At 38.4% G+C, this 23,451-nt stretch carries 15 protein-coding genes; 7 read left to right on the plus strand and 8 right to left on the minus strand.

Annotated elements, in window-relative coordinates; all coding sequences use genetic code 11:
• A partial coding sequence (locus ABF638_RS22170; RefSeq protein ID WP_435025133.1) for a XisI protein occupies positions 1 to 299 on the minus strand: 299 nt, incomplete at its 3' end.
• The gene (locus ABF638_RS22175; RefSeq protein ID WP_435025134.1) at positions 287 to 562 is read right to left on the minus strand and encodes an element excision factor XisH family protein; all 276 of its coding nucleotides are present in this window, start codon (positions 560 to 562) and stop codon (positions 287 to 289) included. The genes ABF638_RS22170 and ABF638_RS22175, both read right to left, overlap by 13 nt.
• A 94-nt stretch (positions 563 to 656) precedes the next feature.
• Here ABF638_RS22175 and ABF638_RS22180 point away from each other — a divergent pair, with 94 nt between their 5' ends.
• Positions 657 to 1,682: a mechanosensitive ion channel family protein gene (locus ABF638_RS22180; RefSeq protein ID WP_435025135.1), complete on the plus strand. Its 1,026-nt coding sequence runs from the start codon at positions 657 to 659 to the stop codon at positions 1,680 to 1,682.
• A 126-nt stretch (positions 1,683 to 1,808) separates the two neighbouring features.
• Here the strand turns inward: ABF638_RS22180 and ABF638_RS22185 are convergent, their stop codons facing one another.
• Entirely contained in the window at positions 1,809 to 2,588 is a 780-nt protein-coding gene (locus tag ABF638_RS22185) for an MBL fold metallo-hydrolase (RefSeq protein WP_435025136.1), read from the minus strand.
• Positions 2,589 to 2,752: 164 nt separating this feature from the next.
• Between ABF638_RS22185 and ABF638_RS22190 the strand changes: the two genes are divergently transcribed.
• Positions 2,753 to 3,028, plus strand: coding sequence for a hypothetical protein (locus ABF638_RS22190; protein ID WP_435025137.1), 276 nt, complete (start codon positions 2,753 to 2,755; stop codon positions 3,026 to 3,028).
• A gap of 181 nt (positions 3,029 to 3,209) precedes the next feature.
• Here the strand turns inward: ABF638_RS22190 and ABF638_RS22195 are convergent, their stop codons facing one another.
• The 3 genes from ABF638_RS22195 to ABF638_RS22205 form a co-directional block, all read right to left on the minus strand.
• Positions 3,210 to 3,872 carry a nuclear transport factor 2 family protein gene (locus ABF638_RS22195; protein ID WP_435025138.1) on the minus strand — a complete coding sequence of 221 codons (663 nt, stop codon included), beginning with the start codon at positions 3,870 to 3,872 and terminating at the stop codon, positions 3,210 to 3,212.
• Between the two features lie 421 nt (positions 3,873 to 4,293).
• Entirely contained in the window at positions 4,294 to 9,720 is a 5,427-nt protein-coding gene (locus ABF638_RS22200) for a trifunctional serine/threonine-protein kinase/ATP-binding protein/sensor histidine kinase (RefSeq protein ID WP_435025139.1), read from the minus strand.
• Positions 9,721 to 9,895: 175 nt separating this feature from the next.
• A complete protein-coding gene (locus tag ABF638_RS22205; RefSeq protein ID WP_181928503.1) occupies positions 9,896 to 10,432 on the minus strand; it encodes a nucleotidyltransferase family protein in 537 nt (178 codons plus the stop codon).
• A gap of 194 nt (positions 10,433 to 10,626) precedes the next feature.
• Here ABF638_RS22205 and ABF638_RS22210 point away from each other — a divergent pair, with 194 nt between their 5' ends.
• Positions 10,627 to 11,895 carry a plasmid pRiA4b ORF-3 family protein gene (locus ABF638_RS22210; protein ID WP_435025140.1) on the plus strand — a complete coding sequence of 423 codons (1,269 nt, stop codon included), beginning with the start codon at positions 10,627 to 10,629 and terminating at the stop codon, positions 11,893 to 11,895.
• Between the two features lie 412 nt (positions 11,896 to 12,307).
• Complete coding sequence (gene cobO / locus ABF638_RS22215; protein ID WP_181928501.1) at positions 12,308 to 12,985, plus strand: cob(I)yrinic acid a,c-diamide adenosyltransferase; 678 nt, start codon at positions 12,308 to 12,310, stop codon at positions 12,983 to 12,985.
• 313 nt (positions 12,986 to 13,298) lie between these two features.
• Here the strand turns inward: cobO and ABF638_RS22220 are convergent, their stop codons facing one another.
• Together ABF638_RS22220 and ABF638_RS22225 are read right to left on the minus strand one after the other, a co-directional pair.
• Positions 13,299 to 14,129, minus strand: a complete 831-nt coding sequence (locus ABF638_RS22220; RefSeq protein WP_435025141.1) for a peptidoglycan-binding domain-containing protein — start codon at positions 14,127 to 14,129, stop codon at positions 13,299 to 13,301.
• 208 nt (positions 14,130 to 14,337) lie between these two features.
• Positions 14,338 to 15,102 carry a hypothetical protein gene (locus tag ABF638_RS22225; protein ID WP_435025142.1) on the minus strand — a complete coding sequence of 255 codons (765 nt, stop codon included), beginning with the start codon at positions 15,100 to 15,102 and terminating at the stop codon, positions 14,338 to 14,340.
• 460 nt (positions 15,103 to 15,562) lie between these two features.
• Between ABF638_RS22225 and ABF638_RS22230 the strand changes: the two genes are divergently transcribed.
• The 3 genes from ABF638_RS22230 (at position 15,563) to ABF638_RS22240 (ending at position 23,442) form a co-directional block, all read left to right on the plus strand.
• Positions 15,563 to 16,285, plus strand: coding sequence for an NB-ARC domain-containing protein (locus ABF638_RS22230; RefSeq protein ID WP_435025144.1), 723 nt, complete (start codon positions 15,563 to 15,565; stop codon positions 16,283 to 16,285).
• Between the two features lie 33 nt (positions 16,286 to 16,318).
• Positions 16,319 to 16,975: a hypothetical protein gene (locus ABF638_RS22235; RefSeq protein WP_435025145.1), complete on the plus strand. Its 657-nt coding sequence runs from the start codon at positions 16,319 to 16,321 to the stop codon at positions 16,973 to 16,975.
• Positions 16,976 to 17,376: 401 nt separating this feature from the next.
• Positions 17,377 to 23,442 carry a trifunctional serine/threonine-protein kinase/ATP-binding protein/sensor histidine kinase gene (locus tag ABF638_RS22240; protein ID WP_435025146.1) on the plus strand — a complete coding sequence of 2,022 codons (6,066 nt, stop codon included), beginning with the start codon at positions 17,377 to 17,379 and terminating at the stop codon, positions 23,440 to 23,442.
• The last annotated feature ends 9 nt before the right edge of the window (positions 23,443 to 23,451 follow it).

Below are 23,451 nucleotides of genomic sequence, written 5' to 3' on the forward strand. Positions count from 1 at the left end.
GCCGTCTCTACAAAAGACCGATTATTGTAGAGACGGCGATTCATCGCGTCTTTTGTCTTAACCGAACCGTATTCTGTACCGTCTCTTTGAATCCAGATTTTGTCCTTGATAATGCCAATATGAACTAAGCAACCATGCACGCGTTGATTATTTTCCCAGCCTAGTGTTAGTAATAGGTAATGATTAGCAGTTTGATCTATAATTAATTGTCTTTCTAGTTCTCCGTAAGCGTAAGGAAGTTGGGCGTATTCGTCTAATATTTTTTGAATAATTTGGCGATAATTATCTAAGGTATCCATTGCAGTAACACCTCTCGTTTTGAGTCGAAGACAAGTAAAAAAAGGCGTTGATTTTCTAATAATATTTTACCAATTGCTTCTTGAAATATTTCTGAATAGGTTTCTTGACGAATAGCCATATACAAGCGGCGGTCAGGTTCTAAGCGAGTGAGAATATCGTAATATAAGATATATTGCCCTAAAGCATTTTCTAGATCAGTGACTGGAGAAGCACCTACCAGATATAAAATGTGTTCAAATTGTTTTTTCTCAAAGCCGAGCAATAGTTGATTGTTTGTACTAACAAGCTAAAATTTAGCTATAATCACAGCAAAAATGCTGCTCTCCTAAATCTAAAATTCCAAATTTAAAATTGATATGATGGAATGGATTCCGCCCATAGCATTTATTCTAGCTGGCTTACTGGCTGGGATAATTGGTGAAAAAGTTATCTTCAAAAAACTGGAAACATTCGTTAATAACAAACGAATTGCCGGGGGTAATATTATATTTCACTCTCTGCACCGCATGACTTTTATTTGGTTTGTCATTGGCGGTTTCTTTTGGGCAATTCTGAGTTCTCCACTCAAGCCAGATGTTGCCATTGTACTGCAAAAAATTCTGACGATCGCACTGCTGTATTCAGTAACCTTAGTTTTAGCGAGATTGACTGCTGGTTTTGTGAATTTATTTATCCGCAGAGCAGAAGGGGTTCCCACATCGCTAATTTCTAACCTGGCTAAAACTACTGTTTTAGTTTTGGGAACATTAATCATATTGCAAACTGTGGGTATTCAAATTACGCCAATAGTCACAACTTTAGGTATTGGTGGTCTAGCAGTTGGTTTGGCACTTCAAGACACACTTGCCAATTTGTTTTCTGGGTTTTACTTAATTATCTCTAAGCAAGTAAGAACCGGAGATTATGTGAAACTAGATGCTGGGCATGAAGGATATGTTATAGATATTTCTTGGCGCAATACGACCATTAAAGAAATTTCTAATAATGTTGTCATTGTTCCCAATTCTAAGTTGTCTTCGGCAATTTTCACCAACTATCATTTACCTGCAAAAGAAATTACTTTAACAATGGATGTAGGTGTCAGTTATGATAGCGATTTGGAGCAAGTTGAAAAAGTGACTGTAGAAGTTGCCAAAGAAGTCATGCAAGAAATTGCACCGGAATTAAAAGGAATTGAACCATATATCAGATTTCATACTTTTAATGATTTTAGTATAGATTTTACGCTTTATATGCGCGTAAATGAATATTTTGATCAGCGTATTGGTAAACATCTATTTGTTAAGAAGTTACATAAACGCTATCAGAAATCCGGAATTCAAATTCCTTTTCCGGTTAGGGAAGTGTATATGCAAGATAATTCAGCTATGGAACGAAATTAGCCCTGGCGACTAGAAGTCGCGGCTACACAGACAAAACCCACCTCCGTGGGTTAAAAACCTTGATTTTCTCTTAGTGGACTTAGTTGTATAGTCGCGATTTCTAATCGCCTGGTGGAAGATGTGAGCTTAAATTGCTAATGCTCGTTTTTCTAATGGTAGTTCAAAGCGATCGCCTGGTTTCGGCTCAAGTACCTGTGTCGCCAGATTATTTTTCTCAAGTAAGGAACGAAATTCTTCAGCAGTTCCTTTAGTTTGAATGAGTTTCATCAGCAATCCTTCAAACGCCACATCACCACCAGCTGCTGTAGGTATTATTACTTGAGGTTGTAACGACTTTACTACTTCTAAAGCGCTATTTTTACCTTTAATAATCGACCCAAGCAAAGGCAACGTCATATCAATAAACGGTGTAATCACTACATCAATGGGTGCAGATTGCTGAAGTTGTGGAGAATGATAACCGTGAGGCTCGTAGTATACAGTTAGCCCACTCTCCAATTCTTTGAGAAGATAACTATTTTCTACCAAAGTGGGGCCAATGGGCGAACCGGGGAAAGCTTTGATTTCAACTTGATTATTTAAACTGAAAGTTTCACCATGAGCGAGAGTAGTAATTTGGGTGTAACCTAACTGCTGTACTACCTTGGCAGCATTGGGAGAGGCTACAACTTTGATGCTGTGGTCGAGTACCTGAAGCGTTGGTGGGTGAGCGTGGTCTTCTAAACCCTGAGAGAGCAGGATCAAATCAATATTATCTGGGATTGGGCGATTTTGCGATCGCGAACCTTTAAACAGCCAATCCAAATTGCTGAAAATTAACGAACCAACCAGCCAAGGGTCAATCAGTATTCGTTTTCCGCCGATTTCCAGTAGCCAAGAGTTGCTGTCGAACCAAGTTAAAAACATAAATTTTGTGAAGATAACGCCTACCTTCATTATCAATCGTGTCAGCTTTCAGGGTAACTGAAAGTTTAGGTTAATAACCCTTCATCTGCATGAAGGGTTATTAACATCAGGTCACTGGAATAACTTTACACAATTCTTGGAACAGTAGGTTTACTACTTTACTCATGAGCTTTCCTTGGATGTGCTTACCACCTAGCAGCTTCTCACCTTGCTCACTGACGTTAGCTTTGAGTGAGTCGTTGAAATCTCGTTTGAAATTTGAGGGCTTATGGGGTGAATTTCGGGTAGTTAGCACCAGTTGTTTAGGAGTTTGTCCCTGCATGGGCATTACTGTAGTGATTGTAAGTAATGGAAGTCACGGTAATAGTCCATGCTTAATTGTAAATCCGCAGAGCGATCGCGAACTTCTCTACTCATACATCAAACAGAATCAAGGCTAACTACAAGAGTTTTTTAAAGCTTCCAATTATTGAAATTAAACTGAATTTTATCTTGCGCTATGTTTCAATCAAGTGGCAAAGAAAAAAGGGGTGAATATTTAAATTCACCCCTTTTTCTAGGTTATTAGGGAGGTAAAAAATACTTATCCAACCCGTATTAATACCATTCTGGTCTGAAGAATTATTCTTTTAAACGAGGTATATTTGGTCTGACAAAGGTAGCAGAGGAATTAGTGCTTCTGGCATTAGTGCTTGAAGAAGCAGTAGTTGGGGAGCTGAGATTCAAGAAATCGATCAGTTTGAGAGTACGATTACGAATTTTCCAGCGCCCATTTATTTTGACGACTTTATCTTCATAAGTGCCATTAGCAACATCAATGCTGGTTTCCGAACGTTTGTGAGTCGCATGGAGATAAGAAGTCGCTGTTGCTTTATTATTTTCAACTGAAATGTTTATCGTACCTATTAGGTGTTGGGTAGCTTGATATCCATTTCCTTGAAATACTGAATAGACAAAATCTGCCCAAGAATCTGTCCCATAACGTGTTTCACTGGCGCCATCTGGAAAAATAGCAGTGAGGACTGAATCTTGAGTAAAACAATCCCGATAAATATTTTTTCCTTCTAGTAGATTTCCTCCACCAATAGCGTCAGTTCCCAGCGCATAACAAGATGTTAATTTTTGAATTTCTAATTCTGCGTTAGGTTGAGTGGCACTTGCTATTTCAAACCTACCTCCAATAAACAGCACAAGAGCAACTGCAATCACAACCAGAGTTATTCGATTTAACAGAAACGAGATAGCATTTGTAACTATTCGCCCATTGTCTCTTCTTTTTTCCACAGGATAGCCACCTTAATTTTTACTATTTTCGCATCTTGCACTTTACCATAAACCAAATCTTTAGCTAATAGTTGTAGCTCATTAAAATGGCTAAACTATTTGCATAATTTTCTAGCAATTATGTTTTGTATATGCCAGAAAATCTGTTTTTAGTGAATAATAAAACTAGGACACGATTTGATGTATACAATTAGTTATAGCAGGTATATGACAAATTTTAGGTGTTAATTATAACTAAATTTATGTAGATTTGATTAAGTAATAAACTTAAGACTTACATGGTTTTATTAATAGCGAATAACTTTTTTTATCAATTGCAACAAAGCAAATATAATCAATATGTCACTCCTAAATTATTCGTGATAAGTTCCCCCAAATTTTAAAAAATTGGGGTTCTCCGGCTACAACTATCAGAAACCTCTTATTCTCCTAAAATAGGAATAGAAATTATAAAATGTGTTCCTTCTCCTAAGACAGATTCACAAGTCAAACTTCCACCATGATTTTCTACTATAATTTGCCGACTAATAGATAATCCTAATCCCGTACCTTTTCCTACAGATTTAGTAGTAAATAAATTCTCAAAAATAGAGTTCTTAACTTCTTCTGTCATTCCCTTTGCATTATCTTTAATATTAATTACCACGTTTTCATTATCTACTTGTAGATAAGTTTCTATAGTAATAATATTAGGATGTGTTTCTTGAATTTCTAAAAAACTACGACCTACATTTGCTTCTTCTAAAGCGTCAATTGCATTGGCAATAATATTCATAAACACCTGATTTAATTGTCCCAAATAACATTTTACTGATGGAATATATGCATAATTTTTAATTATTTCAATGGCGGGACGATTATGATCAGCTTTCAGACGATGCTGTAAAATCATTAAAGTACTATCAATACCTTCATGGATATTCGCTAATACTTTGGACGTAGTATCGGCACGAGAAAAAGTACGGAGAGATGTACTAATATTCCGAATGCGCTGTGTCCCTACTGTCATACCATCAATCATTTTTGGTAAATCTTTTAGTAGAAAATCTATATCTATTTCTTCGGCTTTTTCTTCAATTTCCGCGCCAGGATTTGGGAATTTTTCTCGGTATAATTGCAGATAGTCTATTAAATCTTTAACAATATCTTTTGCTTGAGCAATACTACCTGTAATAAAACCAATGGGGTTGTTGATTTCGTGTGCGACACCTGCAACTAAATTTCCCAGAGAAGACATTTTTTCACTTTGGATAAGTTGTAGTTGCGCCTCTTGTAAATCTTTTATTGACTGTTCTAATTCCCTAGATTTATCTTGCGCTCTTGTGTATAAGCTGGCATTTTCTATGGCAATGGCCATTTGAGAAACTAAGACTTTTAATACTTCTACCCTTTCTGGAACAAAAGCTCCTGATGATAACTGGTTTTCTAAATAAATAATCCCAGTAAGCTGTGATTGATACATAATTGGCAAACAAAAGATTGATTTTGTTTGAAATTTCTGAATATAAATATCAAGGTTAAAAGGTTCTGCAAGAATAGCATCATTTAATACAAGATACTGCTGAGTTCGGAAAACGTAATTAATCACAGAGAGCGGTAAATCCTGATAGGTTTCAACAGGAATAGAGCGTAGAACTGTCACCAAATTATCAGCAGCATTTCCAGAAGCTTCGATATACAAATGATTGTCTTTAATTAGGAGTAGTACTGCTTTTTGCGCGGCAGCATTTTCTAGTAAAATTTTAATCAACTTGCCTAATAAATTTTCTAAAACAATTTCATTAGTAATCGCTTGTGAAAATTTGATGAATGCATTAAAGTCTAAAAAATCGCTCAAGCTACTATTGGTAGTGGTGCTAGTAGTGAGATGAATTGTATCTATTTTTGCAGTAGTATTTTCTATAGTAGTAGTTTGTCCTACTAGGAAAGTATACTTTGATTCTAAGTGTTTAACTTTAGCGATCGCACCCCAGCGAATATAGGCATAATAGGCTTTAGTTAGATAAGTTTGATGAATTAACTCTTTACCTAGAGATTTATAAAATTTTCCAGCTAACTCATAAGCTAAAGCTTCTTCTTGGAGAAAACCGTTTTCTTGAGATTTGGCAATAGAGTGTTCATAGTAGTCCATTGCTTCAAGCTTTTGACCTAAAACCTGATACCGTTCTGCCTCCACGAGATAAAATCTGTGTAAGTGATTCGTGGGAGCATGAGTAGCCCAGAGTTCCATCTTTTGCTGATTAGCTCGGACTTTTTCTAGAATAGCTTGCTTCTCAGACTCTTTAGCAGTATGATATATTGCCAAGTGGGCTAGAGAATCGTAAAAATAAAACAGTGGAACAACAAATAACCCTGTAACACCACCTAAAGAATTTTCTGCGATCGCAGCATTTTCTACAGCTTTAAAATACTCCCCAAATATGTAAGAGAGCATCAGCTTATTAACAAATAAATGGTTAATTGTGTAAAGATCATTTACTTGCTGATGAATTGGTAGCATACTTTGCTCGTCGTAGGCTTCTCCAATTAAACAGTCTACATTTTCAAAACTTCCTTTCAAGTTCAAAACTGTTTGCAAATATACTGAGTTCCAAGTAAAAGCGACTTGTTGCTTGATTCTTTTCAGCGAATCACAATAAGCTATCAGTTCTTTTTCTAAAACCCAAAGTTCTTTACCCAGCCAAAATGAATGATAGGGATAAATGTAACCACAATAACCAGCATATTCTAAATCTCCAGTTTCCAGACCACTAGAATATCCTGCCATTGATGATGTTAATGTCTCTCTAATATGCTCTTTCCAATGCATAACATGAGCGCTAACAACCGTCAGAATTTTAGCCTTGAGTTCTTCAGCATTAAATTGTGATACGAGACGTGAAGCTAATTTACCAAATTCATAGCCAGAATCAATTTCTCCTTGAACTCCACAAAGAAGTAATCCATAAAGACTATAACCATAGGCAGATACAGCCGTATTTCCATATCTTAAGGACAAATTGACCATTTTACAGACAATAATTGGCATCATTGCAGGAGCAGTTTGAAAAGCCGCCGGGAGAACTCCCATTAAGATTCTCATAGCTGCAATCTTATTAGGATCAGTCATTAATGGTAAGTTAATTAAATCTGCAATGGCTTTACCTTTCAAAGAAGCCGCGATTTCATCCATCCCCTGCTGAATATCAGTTGATGTGGGTTCGTCTGGAAAACTTATACCTAACAATTGCAGAATTGATACTGCTATCTGAATAGCTTCCAGTTGCTTGCTTTGAATGATAGAAGCGATAATCTGTACTTCATAGACTTTCACTTTATCTAGAAGGACTTTGGCTTCTTGCTGCACCACCTCAGCCCATTGTTGCATCTGCTCAAAATCACCGCCAAGATAAGCTACCTCTGCGGCTCCTTCATATAAACCGATAGTTAAGGTATATTCAGTTTCCCAAGCGTCTATATTTAAAAGCTCTATCCCATTTGTGAAGTATTTAAGAGCCGCCTCGTAAGCTGTAGAAGCTTTAGCTTTTCGTCCTGCAATTAAATTTAATCGTGCTAATTCAGTTTTTTCAGATTGCTCTATTAGGTTAACAATACCTACATTCAACTGATTGACGATATCAAAAATATTAGCTTCTATTTCCTCTTTAGGTATATTTTGGAGCAGCAATTGCCCAATTTTCAGGTGAGTAGATTTTTTCAGTTCTTCTGGAATCAACGAATATGCTGCTTGCTGCACTCTGTCATGTAAGAACTTATAACCTACCCGTGAAGTGTCGAAATTGAAATTAACCGCTTCTTCTTGATTAAAAACTAAAGGAATACGGTAAGCTTCACTTAAAGGTAGAATTAATCCCGCTTGCAAAGCCGAGTGTAAATCATTAGCCGTCAAAGAAGGTGATTTTTCATTGACTATCGATAAAACATCCAGACTAAATCTATCGCCCACACAAGCTGCTAATTTTAAAACATCTTGGGTGAGCGTTGGTAGTTTTTCAACTCTACTGGCAACTAACTCAACTACATTTTTATCGGTAATTCCAATTGCTTGTATATCCTCTAGACTCCACTGCCATCTAGCATTAGCAAAGTCAAATTTTAGTAAATTTTCTTGATAAAGTGCCTGAATTAATTGTGTTATAAAAAATGGATTTCCACCTGTTTTGTTACAAATTAATTCGGCTAATTGACTAATTTTATTGTTAAATACTCTAATGTCTTCATCCTGATTAGCTTCTACTTCTTGGAGAGTTTCGGCAACTAGCTTAGTTACATTTTCTAAATTTAAAGGTTGTAATACAAGATTATTAACTACCGTGCCACTATTTTTAATTTCTTCTATTTTTTGAATTAAAGGATGTGCCGAATTAACTTCATTATCTCTATATGCTCCGATAAATAGAAAATACTTGCTGTCTGTATCAGTTATGAGCAGTTGGATTAAATTTAATGTGGCTGAATCTGCCCATTGCAAATCATCTAAAAATATGACTAAGGGATGTTCTTTTTGGGTAAAAACTTGGATAAATTCTTTAAAAACATGATTAAAGCGATTTTGTGATTCTGTTGCCCCAATTTGGGCAACTTCTGGCTGTGTACCAATGATTAATTCTACTTCTGGAATTACGTCAGTAATAACTTTTCCATTTGTGCCTAAAGCTGATAGTATTTTATTCCGCCATATTTCTATTTGCTCATTATTTTCTGTCAGCAAATACCGCATCAAATAAGCAAAAGCTTGAATTAAAGAAGCATAAGGTATATTTCGCTTTAATTGGTCAAATTTACCAGAAATAAAGTACCCTTGTCTGCGAGTAATGGGTTTATTAACTTCATTCACTAGAACTGATTTGCCAATACCAGAATAACCAGAAACTAGCATCATTTCACTAGTCCCAGATGTAACGCGCTCAAATGCAGCTAACAGTTCAATAACTTGTTCTTCACGACCATATAATTTTTGAGGAATTAATAACTGGCTCAATATATCTAAACGCCCTGGAACAAAATCAGTAATAATTCCTTTGGTTTCTAACTGGTTGAGGCATGATTCTAAATCTGCTAATAATCCTGTAGCACTTTGATATCTATCTTCCGCATTTTTTGCCATCAGCTTCATGACAATTTCAGAAACGGCGGTAGGAATTTGTGAATTTAATGATTGGGGGTTTATCGCTTGAACTGCAATGTGACTATAAACTACTTCTAGGGGGTCTTGGCTAAAAAATGGTGTTTTATCAGTTAACATTTCATATAAAGTCACACCAAGGGAATAAAAGTCAGTGCGATAATCAAGAATGCGATTCATTCTCCCAGTTTGTTCAGGAGACATATAGGCAAGTGTGCCTTCAACGCAGTTAGGGTTATTAAATTGGGGATTTTCTTTATTGAGACGGGAGGCTATACCAAAGTCAGTGAGTTTAACAATACCTGTCTGGGAGTTAATTATGATGTTATTAGGTTTAATATCTTTATGAATAATCTGATTTTTATGTAAATAATCTAAAGCTTTAGTCAGTTGAATAGCAATTTTTAAATGGTTAATTAAGTCAAGTTTTTTTGTTTGTAGCAGTTGAGCTAAAGACTGACCACCAAAGTCTTCTAATAACAGTCCTACACGGTTTTCAAAGGTTTCTAGACTGATAGCTTTAACTATATTGGGATGGTCTAAACCTTGCTGAATTTGATACTCATTTTTAATACGAGTAAAGGCTTCGAGAGTCGGATATTCATTTTTAAGCAGCTTGAGGATAACTCGCTGTTGCGTCTTTGGCGTTTGTGCTTGATAAATAATTGTTTGGATTCCTTCGTGGAGAGTCGAGTTGATTTGGTATCCAGTACGATTTGGCATTGATTTTCGACTATAAAGTTACAAAACTAGCATCAACCCCGTTCGGGGTTCTAGTTTAATTATTCCCAATACGTAGAAAATTATTAACATTGCGCTTCTGTATCCAAGGGTTATAAATTAAAAAGCGATTATTTCCTTGTAACGCAAACCAGTTGCTACAACCCGACTGTAACTTTTATGCCAACCGCAGATAAGGACACTTTTGCAAAAACCCAGAGGCCTTATTGTGGGCATCTAAGTTATGAGTATGCGTTGGCGTAGGTCGAATAATGCCACCAAATAAGTCATCCAACCCGTAAGGTGTGAAAAATTGCCATTGGCCTTGGGTATCTAGTCGAACTCCCACAGATGTAGCGGTGTGTAGCCAATCTGTGATGCCATCTTCTGTACTAGTGTAGGGTCTGCTACCAAGACGCCAACGAGCAAAACTGGCTTGATTTTTGACATCAAACTCGTCATCAGGAAATTGTTCTGTGAGAGTCGCTTTTGCTGCTAGTTCTTGAGAACGGTTCCCTTCTATATCAAAGAATGCAATATCAAAATCTTTAATCCCTAACCCACAGTCATTGCCAAAAATTGAAGACCAAACAGTGTTTCGGACTGCACCACCTGCTAACCACCAGTTCGGTAGATTTAGTTGAGCGATCGCAGGTAATACTGTATTAATACGTGTATCAGCTAAAATCATCTGTAGGCGAGTGTTACTATTCATATCAAATTCCTGGGATTGTCAAGTAGAAGGTGAAAATATTATCATTCACATTTCATTAAACTTACGGTATTGATAGTCCTGTTGTGATACTTGGTTTGTCAATGTTTATCAGGTGAACTTCTGTAGTCATAGTATAAATAAAACAGGTTACACAGAAGGTTAAATTGTGAATTTAGAATTTAGAATTTTTATTTATGGAAGATTTATTTGCGCGACTAGAACGCACACTCAATCCTGAACTGCCTTCTATAACAGAGTCACAACAACAACTCCTACAAGAACTCAGTATTGATGAAAATCAACCCGGTACAATTCTGCATGATTTTCAAACTCTGATAGATTTCTTACAACCAAATGGAGTAGAAGTTAGTAGTGTTAATAACCTTCTACCGCTAAAAGTACTATCAGAAGTTAACTCTCGGTTAAGTCACCCAATTGAAATTAAACTCAAACGCCCCGTACAGAAATCATACCCCTACATTAATGGACTATATCTGTTATTACGCAGTTCTGGAATAGCCCAAATTAGATCCCAAGGGAAGAAGCAGTTTTTAGTTTTAGACGCAGTAACTTTACAATCCTGGTCAAGCCTGAATCCAACAGAACGCTATTTCAACTTATTAGAAGCCTGGTTGATTTGGGGAAATAACGAAATTTTGGGTGAACATCAAGATTCATTAGGGAATTTATTTAGATGTATTCAACTTTGGCCTCGCGTCCCAGAGAAAGGTTTAAAATTCCCTAAATATGAACACCAACACGATATTAGTTATTACCCAGGTCTGCATAATGTTGCTCTGTTAGAGTTGTTTGGATTGTTATCTATCAAACATGGGAAACCACAAGAAGGCAAGGGATGGCGTATTACTAGTTTACAACGCTTGCCCTTTGGTGATGCTCTGTTGCAATTACTATTTCCCCTGGGGATACGAGGAGAATTACAGGATGATGTAAATGTGATTTTTGGAAAATTACAGTCACATTTACAACCATTTTTTCCAGAATGGGATCATAATTTACTTGTTCCAAAGCAAGGCTTCACCGATGGGATTTATATTTTCAAAGTATCCCTTTTTAAGGCTTGGCGACGCATTGCCATCCCAGCAAAAAAACCATTAAGCTGGCTAGCAGAGATAATTCTCGATGCTTTTGACTTTGACTACGATCACCTGTACGAGTTTAGTTATAAAGACCGTTTTGGTCGCATAATAAAAATTGGTCATGCCTATATGGAAACACCCCCATTTGCAGACCAAGTGCAGATTGGTGATTTATCTCTCGAACCAGGTGGTAAAATGACCTATCTTTATGATTTTGGCGACAACTGGAAATTTGATGTGCACTTAGAAGCAATTAATCCACCTGACAACAAAATCAAAAAACCAAAGATTTTAGAAGTTCACGGAAATGCACCTCAACAGTATTGGAGTGAGGATGATGAATTGGATGAAGACGAAGAATGAGGGACATAAAAAAGTTTGGGTGATAATTTCATACCAAAGCATCCATAAAACTATAACTACCGATATCAGATATCATAACCCCTGATAGTTAAGCTAACGCCCTCAGTTTGTAGTTTGACTGGTGACTATATCAAAAGAGAAAATAACAAAGTTTTCTTGGTAAAGTGCTTTAATTAACATATTAAAATATTTAAAACAGTAATATTAAACTCAAATTATAAGTTCAGTTTGTATATCATATAGTTTTACACACTTGTATGCAAATCATCTTAAAAATACTAAGGCATGATCAATATTTTCCTATAAAATATTAGTGGAGATATCCAACTTATGTGATTTAGATAAAATAAAATTATAAGCATAATTTCGCTTCCTTCTCAACACTTTTAACAGTTATTTGCATACTAGCTTGATGAAAAACGATACACCACCAGAATTGAACCAAGACCAAGAGATTGGGCGCTTGATTGATGAGGTAATGTCTTCATCTTTGACTGATGAACAGTACCGCAAAAAGATGCAGCGACGCAAAGAAGTGCAAGACAAGCGCATAGCAGAAGCGGTACCAGAAAAAGGGTTAATTATTGTAAATACTGGTAACGGTAAGGGTAAAACTACTGCGGCTTTGGGAATGGTGTTGCGATCGCTCGGTCATGGGTATAAAGTAGCGATCATCCAATTTATCAAAGGTAGCTGGGAACCTTCCGAAAAAAGGGTTTTCAGCTATTGGGAAGACCAGATAGAATTTCACGCAATGGGCGAAGGCTTTACCTGGGAAACTCAAGACCGCGATCGCGACCTTGACAAAGCTAGCGCCGCATGGGAGAAATCATTAGAATACATCCGCAACCCAGACTTTCATCTGGTATTGTTAGACGAAATCAATATCGCCCTCAAAATGGCTTACTTACCAGTAGAAGACGTTTTAGCAGGTTTGGCGCAAAAACCAGCTAATAAACACGTTATTCTCACAGGTAGAGGCGCACCACCTGCTTTAATTGAGTGTGCTGACTTAGTAACCGAAATGACCCTAGTTAAGCACCCTTTCCGCGATCAAGGTGTGAAAGCGCAACCGGGAATTGAGTATTAAACCAGAATTCAGAATTCAGAACTCAGAATTCTGAATTGTTAAAAAACCAGGTTTCCGACTCAGCAGAGATCAGAAACCTGGTTTTTAATTTTCGGATGTCAAGCTAGTTTTGAGGGTTTGTAGTCAGCACCTAGAATTTTACTTTACATCCTATTTGTTTACCTGACTTTTCACGGAATCTGGAAAACCTCTCTCTAAATCTCTCTCCTAAAAGGAGAGAGACTTTGAATTTCCCCCTTCCCGCATCGGGAAGGGGGTTAGGGGGTTAGGTTAATCGTTACTTTTTCCACATAACGTGAAAAGTCAGATTTGTTTACTTTTTATTCCAGAGACTTAAAAATGCTTGAGAGATGGCTGGGGTAATCTGACTTTGTAAGTGATTTAGTGCATCACGATGATTTTGATTGTTGTCATCATAATAAGTGAACACATTCGTCAGCTTGACAATCTCAGGATTTTGATCATTTGTTCCCCTCCATTTGTTAGTAACTTTGTGTAAAACGTCCTTGGGTAGATTTTGTTGTAAGTTATTTAGGGCTGCGATGTAAGAAGTATTTTGAGGATTCTTTTTGAATTGAAACAACAAATCTATCAGTCTGAGTTGTGTCTGGGGCTGAGGTTGGGGCTTATTTGTGAGAGTAGGCTGCTGTAGAATTTGACGCTGTTCAATAGTAGCAATGCCATTTTCAGTTAAACCCTGAGATTTCTGAAATTTCCTGACTGCTGTATAAGTAGCTGGCCCATAAAAAGGTCTGTCTGGAGGAATTTCAGCATTGGTTGCAAAACCGTGAAACTTCAATCTATTCTGAAGCCCTTTGACTGTATCTTCCATTACAGTTCGAGTTTCGGAATCAGCGTTACCATTAACCACAAGTTTTTGTGAGTACTGTTTCTGAAACTTTTTAATTGCCTCTTCAGTAGGATCATCTGTCAAGGAGTTGTTATTCCGTTTCCAGGGAGCAAATTTAGTCAGATCCGGCTTAGGATCAATTTCAGGAGCTAAATATCCCAGTCCAATCAATATATGACGGATGACTTCAGGGCTACTAACGGCCATGCTTTTTGGTTCCTTTGCTACTAAACTACCATTTAATGTATCTTGTCTTACAAAAACTAAGTAAGTAGAAATAACTAAATCTAACATTTCTTGTTTGCAAGGCTTTCCAAAAGTTAAGCGATGTGTGATAACAAGCTGCAACTCTTTGAGACGTTCGGCGTAGGCGAGTACACACCAAGAATTAAAGAAAGTGCGATCGCTTATTATTAACCATTGATGATGATACTACGCAGCAAGGTAGCACAGCTAGCTGTGCTACCCACTAAGAACTTATCAAAATTAATCTGGTGGAATACTAGCTAGATAATTGTCTCGCGTTAACAACGTATAAAAACTCACTTCCACTCTTAGGTAAGAAAACGAGTGGTTTGTTCTTCCCTGGCGACTGCAATTGAGGAGGAAGTAAAGGGTAAATATCTGGATCTTGGAAATCAACTGTAATCTTCTGAGTAGTACCGTTAACCAAGAAACAAGATGGATTATTACTTCCACTATATTGCTCATACAGAGCATCAAGAACTTTCTTGCGTAATTCCTTAACAGGAGAAACGTAGATAAAGTAACCTTGCTCATCTAGTTCTTTAGCTCTTTCAACTGCTTTGTCTGAATCTAGAAAGAAATCAATCTGAGTATCTTGAATTTTTAGAGGACATTGTTGTAAAGGCTTTCCAGCTACTACACTATATATTTTCTGCCCCAAAGGAGCATCAATACTAAACAATTCTTTGGTAGCAATTTGAGCTTCTCCAGCCTGAAAGTCAAACCAAGCTTTAGTAACTGAACCATCTCCAAGTACTTTGATTAGTCCTGGTACTACTTTTTGATCAAACTCTGCTTTAGTAGCAGGAATCTGAAAATCTGGAGGCAGAGAAAAAGGGGTAGCAATTCCGTATTGGAGTATATCCTTATAGACTTTAACTCCTTGTTCTTGTTGCTCTGAAGTACTGTAAAGGCTGGTTACACCTAATACTGTTTTATCATCTGCGAAAGCCGGACTCAGCCCACCTAGCCAGAGAATAAAAGTGAGGAGAACTATAAAAATGCGACTTAAATTTTTCACTGGATTTTTGAATTGGAAAACTTTTTGTATTTTGCACGTCTAACCCTGCCCTAACAACCGAAGTTAAGGAACTTAAGAAAGAAACTTAAACTTTTTTGGTCGTCAATATCCCAAAGCTTTAACCAGCAAGGATTTCATCTACCGATAACTTAAGTAAAACTTCCGCTTTCTCTCTGGTTGCTCTGCAAAAAAGCTATTTTTAATCAAAATATTCATAATATTTAACAAACCTAATTTCAGGAAAAGCATATCTCATCTTTGTAGCACCCTCTTGAGTGGAGTAGATTTTTGGCGGCATATTATAGGCGCTAACTACTGACTATTACTTTATGAGGACTTACGCAAAACTATACGCGCTCTGGGGTAATTCAGGAATTATCCCTATCTGAGAATTAGGGTTTCGGCTGTTGTCTGCGTAAGTCCTGTTTATGAATGTATATATAAAACCGAAGAGACAGTAATGAATCCATTACAACGCAGGCGCAAACGGGGTGTTATTTTGACACCTCAAGGATTTCAGAAACTTCAAACCGCGAAATGTCAGGCACAAAGTTGGGAAAACTTAGATAAACGTTACACTTTGGAAGATTTAAGCGATCGCACTGGCTTAGATCCAGATACACTGATGAAGGTATTTCACTGCCAAGTGGGAGTTGACAAGCAAACTCTAAACACCTGTTTCCGGGCTTTTAATTTATTACTTGAACCCAGTGATTATCAACTACCTCGCACTGATGAAGTAATTAGTAATCAGCATTCAATCCAAAATTTAACTGATTGGGGCGAAGCACCCGATATCTCTGCATTCTTAGGACGCACAGCAGAACTAACGACCCTGAAACACTGGATTCTCAAAGAACACTGCCGAGTAGTGACTTTGTTTGGTATGGATGGGATGGGTAAAACTAGCTTATCAGTAAAGCTAGCAGAGCAAATTCAAGATAAGTTTGAGTTTGTGATTTGGCGCAGTCTTCGCAATGCTCCATCAGTCAAAGATATGTTAGCGGATCTAATTCAAATTTTATCAGAAGGGCAGGAAAATAATTTACCAAAAACTTTAGACGGCAGAATTTCGCAGTTAATTCATTATTTAAAAAACGCTCGTTGTTTATTAATATTAGATAATCTAGAGACAATTTTACAAGATGCTTCAGGTAAATATAATATTGGATATTATCGTTAACTTTATGATGGTTATAGCGAACTCATAAGGCGAGTGGCAGAAACGTTTCATCAAAGCTGCTTAGTGCTTACAATTCAGGAAACGCCGAGAGAAATTAGGCATCTGACAGGAGAAAAGTTACCTGTTAGAACATTGCAATTAAAAGGTTTAAAAGTAATAGAAGTAGAAGAAATATTTAAAGCAAAAGGTGCTTTTTGTGGTTCAAGCAGTGATTGGCATCAACTCACTGAGAGCTATGCAGGTAATCCATTGTTATTAAATATAGTTTCTAGCAAAATTCACAAGTTATTTGATGGAAATATTTCGGAGTTTTTGAACCAAAAAATATTAGTGTTTGGTGAGATTAGCCAGCTTTTAAAAGACTATTTTAACCACCTATCAGATCCAGAAAATCTCATTATTAACTGGTTAGCAAGTAATTATCAGCCAGCTTCATTTTCAGAACTGCGATCGCAAATATCATCTACCATATCACCACAACAATTACTAGATGCTTTAGAATCTTTGCAAGAACGCTGTTTAGTAGATAAAAATGCTGCTCTTTTCTCTGTATCCCCGATGGTGAGAGAATATATAAATCATCAATTAATCCAAAACAAAATTAGCTCCAATATCAAATATCGCTCAATTGTGACTAGAAAGAAAAACAAACTCTCTTTTCATATTCCAGAGCTTATCCTTATAAAGTAGCAGGGTTCTTCATTAGTCATTAGTCATTAGTCATTAGTCATTAGTCAGTGGTCATGAGTAGCAATAACCACTGACTTCGATTTTCTCACGGCAATTACAGAAAACTAGCGATCGCCAAACTGTGTTGTCAGACAAGCGATTTTTTCCTAGCTGTGGGATAAGTTAATTTTAATTAAGAAACTGATGAATTTATCACAATTTATCCGTGTAGTAATTTTTACTTATTTATTTTAATAGCTCTATATACTAAAAAAATATAATAGATAACTAATTTTAATCAAAAAAACATCATAAAAAAAATGACCAGATAAATACATTATGATGTTACAAAAAACTGAGTATTGGGAATACTTAATTATTATAGCCATTGAGAATAGATTGTTGGAATGAGGTCAGCATATATGACAATAGAACTAGATTGGACAGTTGTAATCGAAGGATATCAAGTTGTTGAGCAACTTTACTTCAGTTCTAAGACTATTGTCTATCGGGGTATTCGAGATATAGACCTGCGACCTGTGATCATCAAATACCTGAAACGTGATTACCCATCCTTTAGTGAACTATTGCAGTTCCGCAATCAGTACACAATCACCAAAAATCTTGACTTACCTGGTGTTGTTCAACCCTACAGTCTAGAAACCTATCGCAATAGCTATGCACTAGTGATGCAAGATTTTGGAGGCATTTCACTTGGGCAATATACTAAGATAGAGCCACTAAAATTAAGTGAATTTCTGACGATCGCTATTCGTCTAGCTGACATTCTCAACGGACTCTATCAGCACCGGGTAATCCACAAAGATATCAAGCCGGCCAATATCGTCATTCATCCAGAGACAAAACAAGTTAAGCTGATTGACTTTAGCATCGCTTCTCTGCTGCCCAAAGAAACCCAGGAAATTAAAAATCTTCAGGTCTTGGAAGGTACTCTTGCTTATCTTTCTCCCGAACAAACTGGACGAATGAATCGGGGTATCGACTATCGCAGTGATTTTTACTCCTTGGGCGTGACTTTTTTTGAATTACTCACGGGTCAATTGCCCTTCCAGTCTAATGATCCGATGGAACTGATTCATTGTCACATTGCTAAACAACCAGAAAAATTAGGAGGCAGGAGGCAGGGGGCAGGAGGCAGGGGGCAGGGGGCAGGGAGCAGGGAGCAGGGAGCAGGGGGCAGGGGGGAAAAGGAGATTCCCGAAGTTCTTTGTGACATTGTAATGAAATTGATGGCGAAAAATGCTGAAGACCGCTATCAGAGTGCATTAGGGCTGAAATATGATTTAGAAATTTGTTTGGCTCAACTCAAGGAAACGGGTAGAATTGAAAGTTTCCCAATTGCTCAACGGGATGTGTGCGATCGCTTCCTCATTCCAGAAAAACTTTATGGTCGTGAAACTGAAGTAGCTACACTACTGCAAGCCTTTGACCGCATTAGTAGTGGTACTAGAGAAATCATGTTAGTAGTGGGTTTCTCTGGTATCGGCAAAACAGCGATCGTTAATGAAGTCCATAAGCCGATTGTCCGGCAGAGGGGTTACTTTATCAAAGGTAAATTCGACCAGTTTGGGCGGAATATTCCTTTTTCGGCCTTTATCCTAGCATTACGGGACTTGATGGCGCAACTACTTACCGAAACAGATGCCCAACTAGAACAATGGCAGACGAAAATTCTCTCTGCTTTGGGTGAAAACGGGCAGGTGATTATTGAGGTCATTCCTGAACTCGAACGGATTATTGGTAAGCAACCTCCTACACCTGAACTCTCAGGGAGTGCAGCTCAAAATCGCTTCAATCTGCTGTTCCAAAAGTTTATTCAGGTACTCACAACCCCAGAGCATCCCTTGGTGATTTTTCTGGATGATTTGCAATGGGCAGATTCGGCATCACTGGCTTTAATGCAACTGCTGATGAGTGAGACAGAAACGGGCTATCTGTTGCTCATTGGTGCTTACCGAGATAATGAAGTCTCCCCTGCTCATCCCCTAATGATGGTATTGAACGATATTGGCAAAACTGGAGCGGTAATTAATACTATCAATCTAACTCCCCTCAAGCCATCCGACCTCAATCATTTGATTGCCGATACCCTTAGTTGTCCCCCAACACTAGCAGCACCCTTGATGGAATTGGTATATCGGAAAACCAAGGGTAATCCCTTTTTCGTCACGCAGTTTCTCAAGGCATTGTATGAAGAAAGATGGATTACCTTTGATATTGAGAAGGGTTACTGGCAAGGGGATATTGCTCAAATTCAAGAATTGACGCTCACCGATGATGTTGTCGAGTTTATGGCGCATCAAATCCAGAAGTTGCCTACTTCTACCCAATATGTCTTAAAACTAGCTGCCTGTATTGGTAACTCTTTTGACCTGGCAACCCTGGCTATTGTCTATGAAAAATCCCCAGATGAAACCGCCGTAGACTTGTGGAGAGTGCTGCAAGAGGGATTGATTTTACCAACCAGTGAAATTTATAAGTTTTTCCAGAAGTCGGGGAATGGTAATGAATCATACCAATTACCAATGGATAATGAGCAATTACCCAATTACAAATTTCTGCACGATCGCGTCCAACAAGCCGCCTATTCTCTTATCCCAGAGGAGCAAAAACAAGCAACTCACCTCAAAATTGGGCAACTACTGCTGAAGAATACAACTCTGGCACAGCAGGAGGAAAAACTTTTTGAAATTGTCAACCAATTTAATATTGGCAAAAAGCTGATTAGTGAGCGATCGCAGCAGGCTGAACTTGCTCAACTAAATCTGCAAGCTGGAAAGAAAGCAAGAGCTGCAACTGCATACACAGCAGCATTTGAGTATGTCACCACCGGCATTGCCTTACTGACACAGGAACGGTGGCAAACACAATATCAGCTAACTCTGGCTCTTTATGAAACTGCTGCCGAAACTGCTTATTTGAGTGGCAATCTAGAGCAGATGCCACAATTTGCGGCAGTTATTTTGGAAAATGCCAGCACTCTGTTAGATACAGTCAAAGTCTATGAAATCAAAATTCAAGCAGCTCAAGCCCAACATCAATTTCTAGAGGCAGTGCAAATTGCCCTGGAGATTTTGGAGTGTCTCGGAGTCAGTTTTCCCCAGCAACCGAGTGAATCTGATATTGCCCAAGCGTGTGCGGCAACTAACTCAATCCTGGCAGGTAGGCAGCCGTTAGATTTAATTACTTTACCCCAGATGACGGAGCCGGAAAAGATAGCCGCCATCAGGATTCTTGCAAATGTCTCTTCTTCTGCTTATGTTGTCGCGCCATCTCTTTTACCATTTATTATTCTTGAGCAGGTGAATTTATCGGTTCAATATGGCAATATCTCATACTCAGCAAATGGCTATGCCTACTACGGACTGATGCTATGTGGGGTGATCGGAGACATTGAGTGTGGCTATGAGTTTGCACAACTAGCGCACTTGTTGCTTGAACAGTTGAATGCCAAAGAAATGAAAGCCAGAACCTATGTCGGAGTTCAGTGTAGTGTGTGGCATTGGAAGCAGCCGCTCCAAAATACCTTAGCATTTCTCAGAGAAGGCTATCAAAGTGGGCTGGAAACGGGAGATTTAGAATCGGCTACTATCTGTGCATTCGTTTACGTCATGCACTCTTGGTTTGTTGGCAAAGAACTGGGTGATCTCAGCCGGGAAAGTGTTGCCTTCCGCGATCAACTGACTCACCTCAAACAGGAAGGTCTTCTCAGTCATTTAACTATTTTTCAGCAAGGAATTTTGAATTTAATCGGCGATGCTCCCCAAGCATGGGAACTGATTGGTAATGCCTTCGATCAAGAGCAAATGTTGCCAATCCTCCAGCGCTCAGGCGATCAAACCGCGCTGTGCTATTTTTATGTCAGCAAACTAGTCCTCTGCTATATATTTGGTAAGTTTGAGCTAGCGGTTGAAGCTGCGATCGCGATCAAAAATTACTTGGGTGGTGCTACAGGATTATTCCTAGTTCCAGTTTTCCAAACCTATGACTCTCTGGCACATTTGGCTATCTATGCTGAAGTTTCTCAAGCAGAACAACAATCCATTCAGCAACAGGTAATTGCCAACCAGGAAAAGATCAAAAAATGGGCTGACCATATTCCAGCAAATCACCTGCACAAGTATTATTTAGTGGAAGCGGAATGTCATCGCGTTTTGGGCAATAAAATTGAAGCGGTTGAATATTATGATTTTGCTATTGCTTTAGCTCAGGAAAATCAATACCTCAATGAAGAAGCTTTAGCAAACGAACTTGCAGCCCGATTTTACTTGGGATGGGGCAAAGAGCGAATTGCTCAGGATTATTTACTCAATGCCTACTATGCATACTCTCGTTGGGGAGCAAAAGCCAAGGTTGAGGATTTAGAACGAAATTATCCGCATCTTTTAGCTCCCATTCTGCAACAAGACAAAATACAGATGATAGCTGATGTCACAATTAGCCCAGATGATAACGGCACTCTCAACTTAAATTATGTCACCTCCACGACATCTGCCAGTAGTAGTGTGTCAGTTGCACTGGATTTAGCAACACTCCTCAAAGCTTCCCACACACTCTCTAGTGAAATTCAGCTAGAAAAACTGCTTTCGACATTGCTGAATGTAGTAATTGAAAATGCTGGAGCAGATAAATGTGTATTGCTATTACTCGAAAAGCAAAGGTTGCTGGTTGAGGCAATTACTACAGTTGGCCAATCATCAACAGTAATGCAATCGCTGCCTCTAGAAGACTCACAGGATCTACCTATTTCATTGATTAATAACGTTAAACGCACCTGGCAACCCTCGACTATTACCAATGCAACTACCCATCCTTTATTAATGGGTGATGCCTACATTATTCGTGAACAACCCAAGAGTTTGTTGTGTACACCGATTATTCATCAAGGCAAACTGTTGGGAATTTTGTATTTAGAGAATAGACTAACCACTGGGGTATTTACAAGCGATCGCGTCGAAATCCTGAATCTGCTCTGTACTCAAGCTGCGATCGCTCTGGAAAATGCCCGCCTTTATCAGAAGGCGCAGACTTATGCTCAACAAGTGGAGCGATCGCTCGCTCAACAGAAGACCTTGTTTAATGTTGTCACCCAGATGCGAGAATCTTTAGACATGGATGCAATATTTTGTGCTGTCACCCAGAATATTCGTCCCATTCTGAACGCCGATCGGGTGGGAATCTATCAGTTTCATTTTGAATCGGGGTACGAATACGGCGAATTTATTGCCGAAGATGTACTACCTGCATTTCCTTCTGCCTTGGCTATCAAAATTCAAGATCATTGCTTCGGCGAAAACTACGCAACTCTATATAAAGAGGGACGTTTCTGTGCAATGGCAGACATCGAAGCAGATGAAGTGCTAGAGTGCCATCGGGTAATTTTGGAGCAATTCAGTATCAGAGCCTTGCTGGTTGTGCCAATTATGCAAGATAACGAACTTTGGGGACTGCTTTGTATTCACCAATGCGATCAACCTCGTCACTGGCAAACCTCCGAGATTCAATTTGCCCAACAAATTGCTGCCCAAATGGGGGTTGCACTCCAACAGACAGATTTACTGATTAAAACTCGCCAACAGGCAACCCAACTAGAACAGACACTCCAGCATCTCCAAGAAACCCAACTTCAGCTAGTTCAAAATGAAAAGATGTCAGCACTGGGGAACCTCGTTGCCGGAGTTGCCCATGAAATTAATAATCCCGTTGGCTTTATTGCTGGGAACTTGAAACCCGCCCAAGATTATGTGCAAGACTTATTTGGGCTAATTAACTTATATCAAGAAAAGTTACCCAATCCAGGACAGGATTTAGAAGATGAAATCGAGGCAATTGATTTGGAGTATATACGGGAAGACTTGCCCAAATTAATCGACTCGATGCAGCTAGGAGTCAATCGCATCCATGAGATTAGTACTAGCCTCCGCACCTTCTCCAGGTCTGATAAGGATTACAAAGTTCCTTTCAACTTACATGATGGCATAGACAGCACCATCTTAATTCTCAAACATCGCCTAAAACCTCATGAACATTACCCCGCAATTGAGGTGGTGAGGGACTATGGCAATTTACCTCAAGTGGAATGCTTTGCAGGCCAGCTAAACCAGGTATTTATGAATCTGCTAGCCAATGCGATCGATGCATTAGAAGAGTCTCATCGGCAGCGCCATTTAGCAAATATTCAAGCAACCCCCCATCAGATTTTAATTCAAACTCGTCTCTCTGAAGATGGAGAACAAGTTTCGATTCGGATTGCCGACAATGGTATCGGCATGACTGAAGAAGTGAAGCAACGGGTATTTGATTACCTGTTCACCACTAAATCTGTGGGTAAAGGAACAGGGTTAGGATTAGCGATCGCTCAACAAATTGTCTTAGAGCGACATGGGGGAACGCTCAAGGTGGATTCTGTTCTAGGACAAGGAACAGAGTTTACAATAATCCTTCCTGTTACGGATGAAACTCACTGAGAGTTAAAC

This window comes from Nostoc sp. CALU 1950 (genome assembly GCF_051172895.1).
Classification (GTDB): Bacteria; Cyanobacteriota; Cyanobacteriia; order Cyanobacteriales; family Nostocaceae; genus Nostoc; species Nostoc edaphicum_A.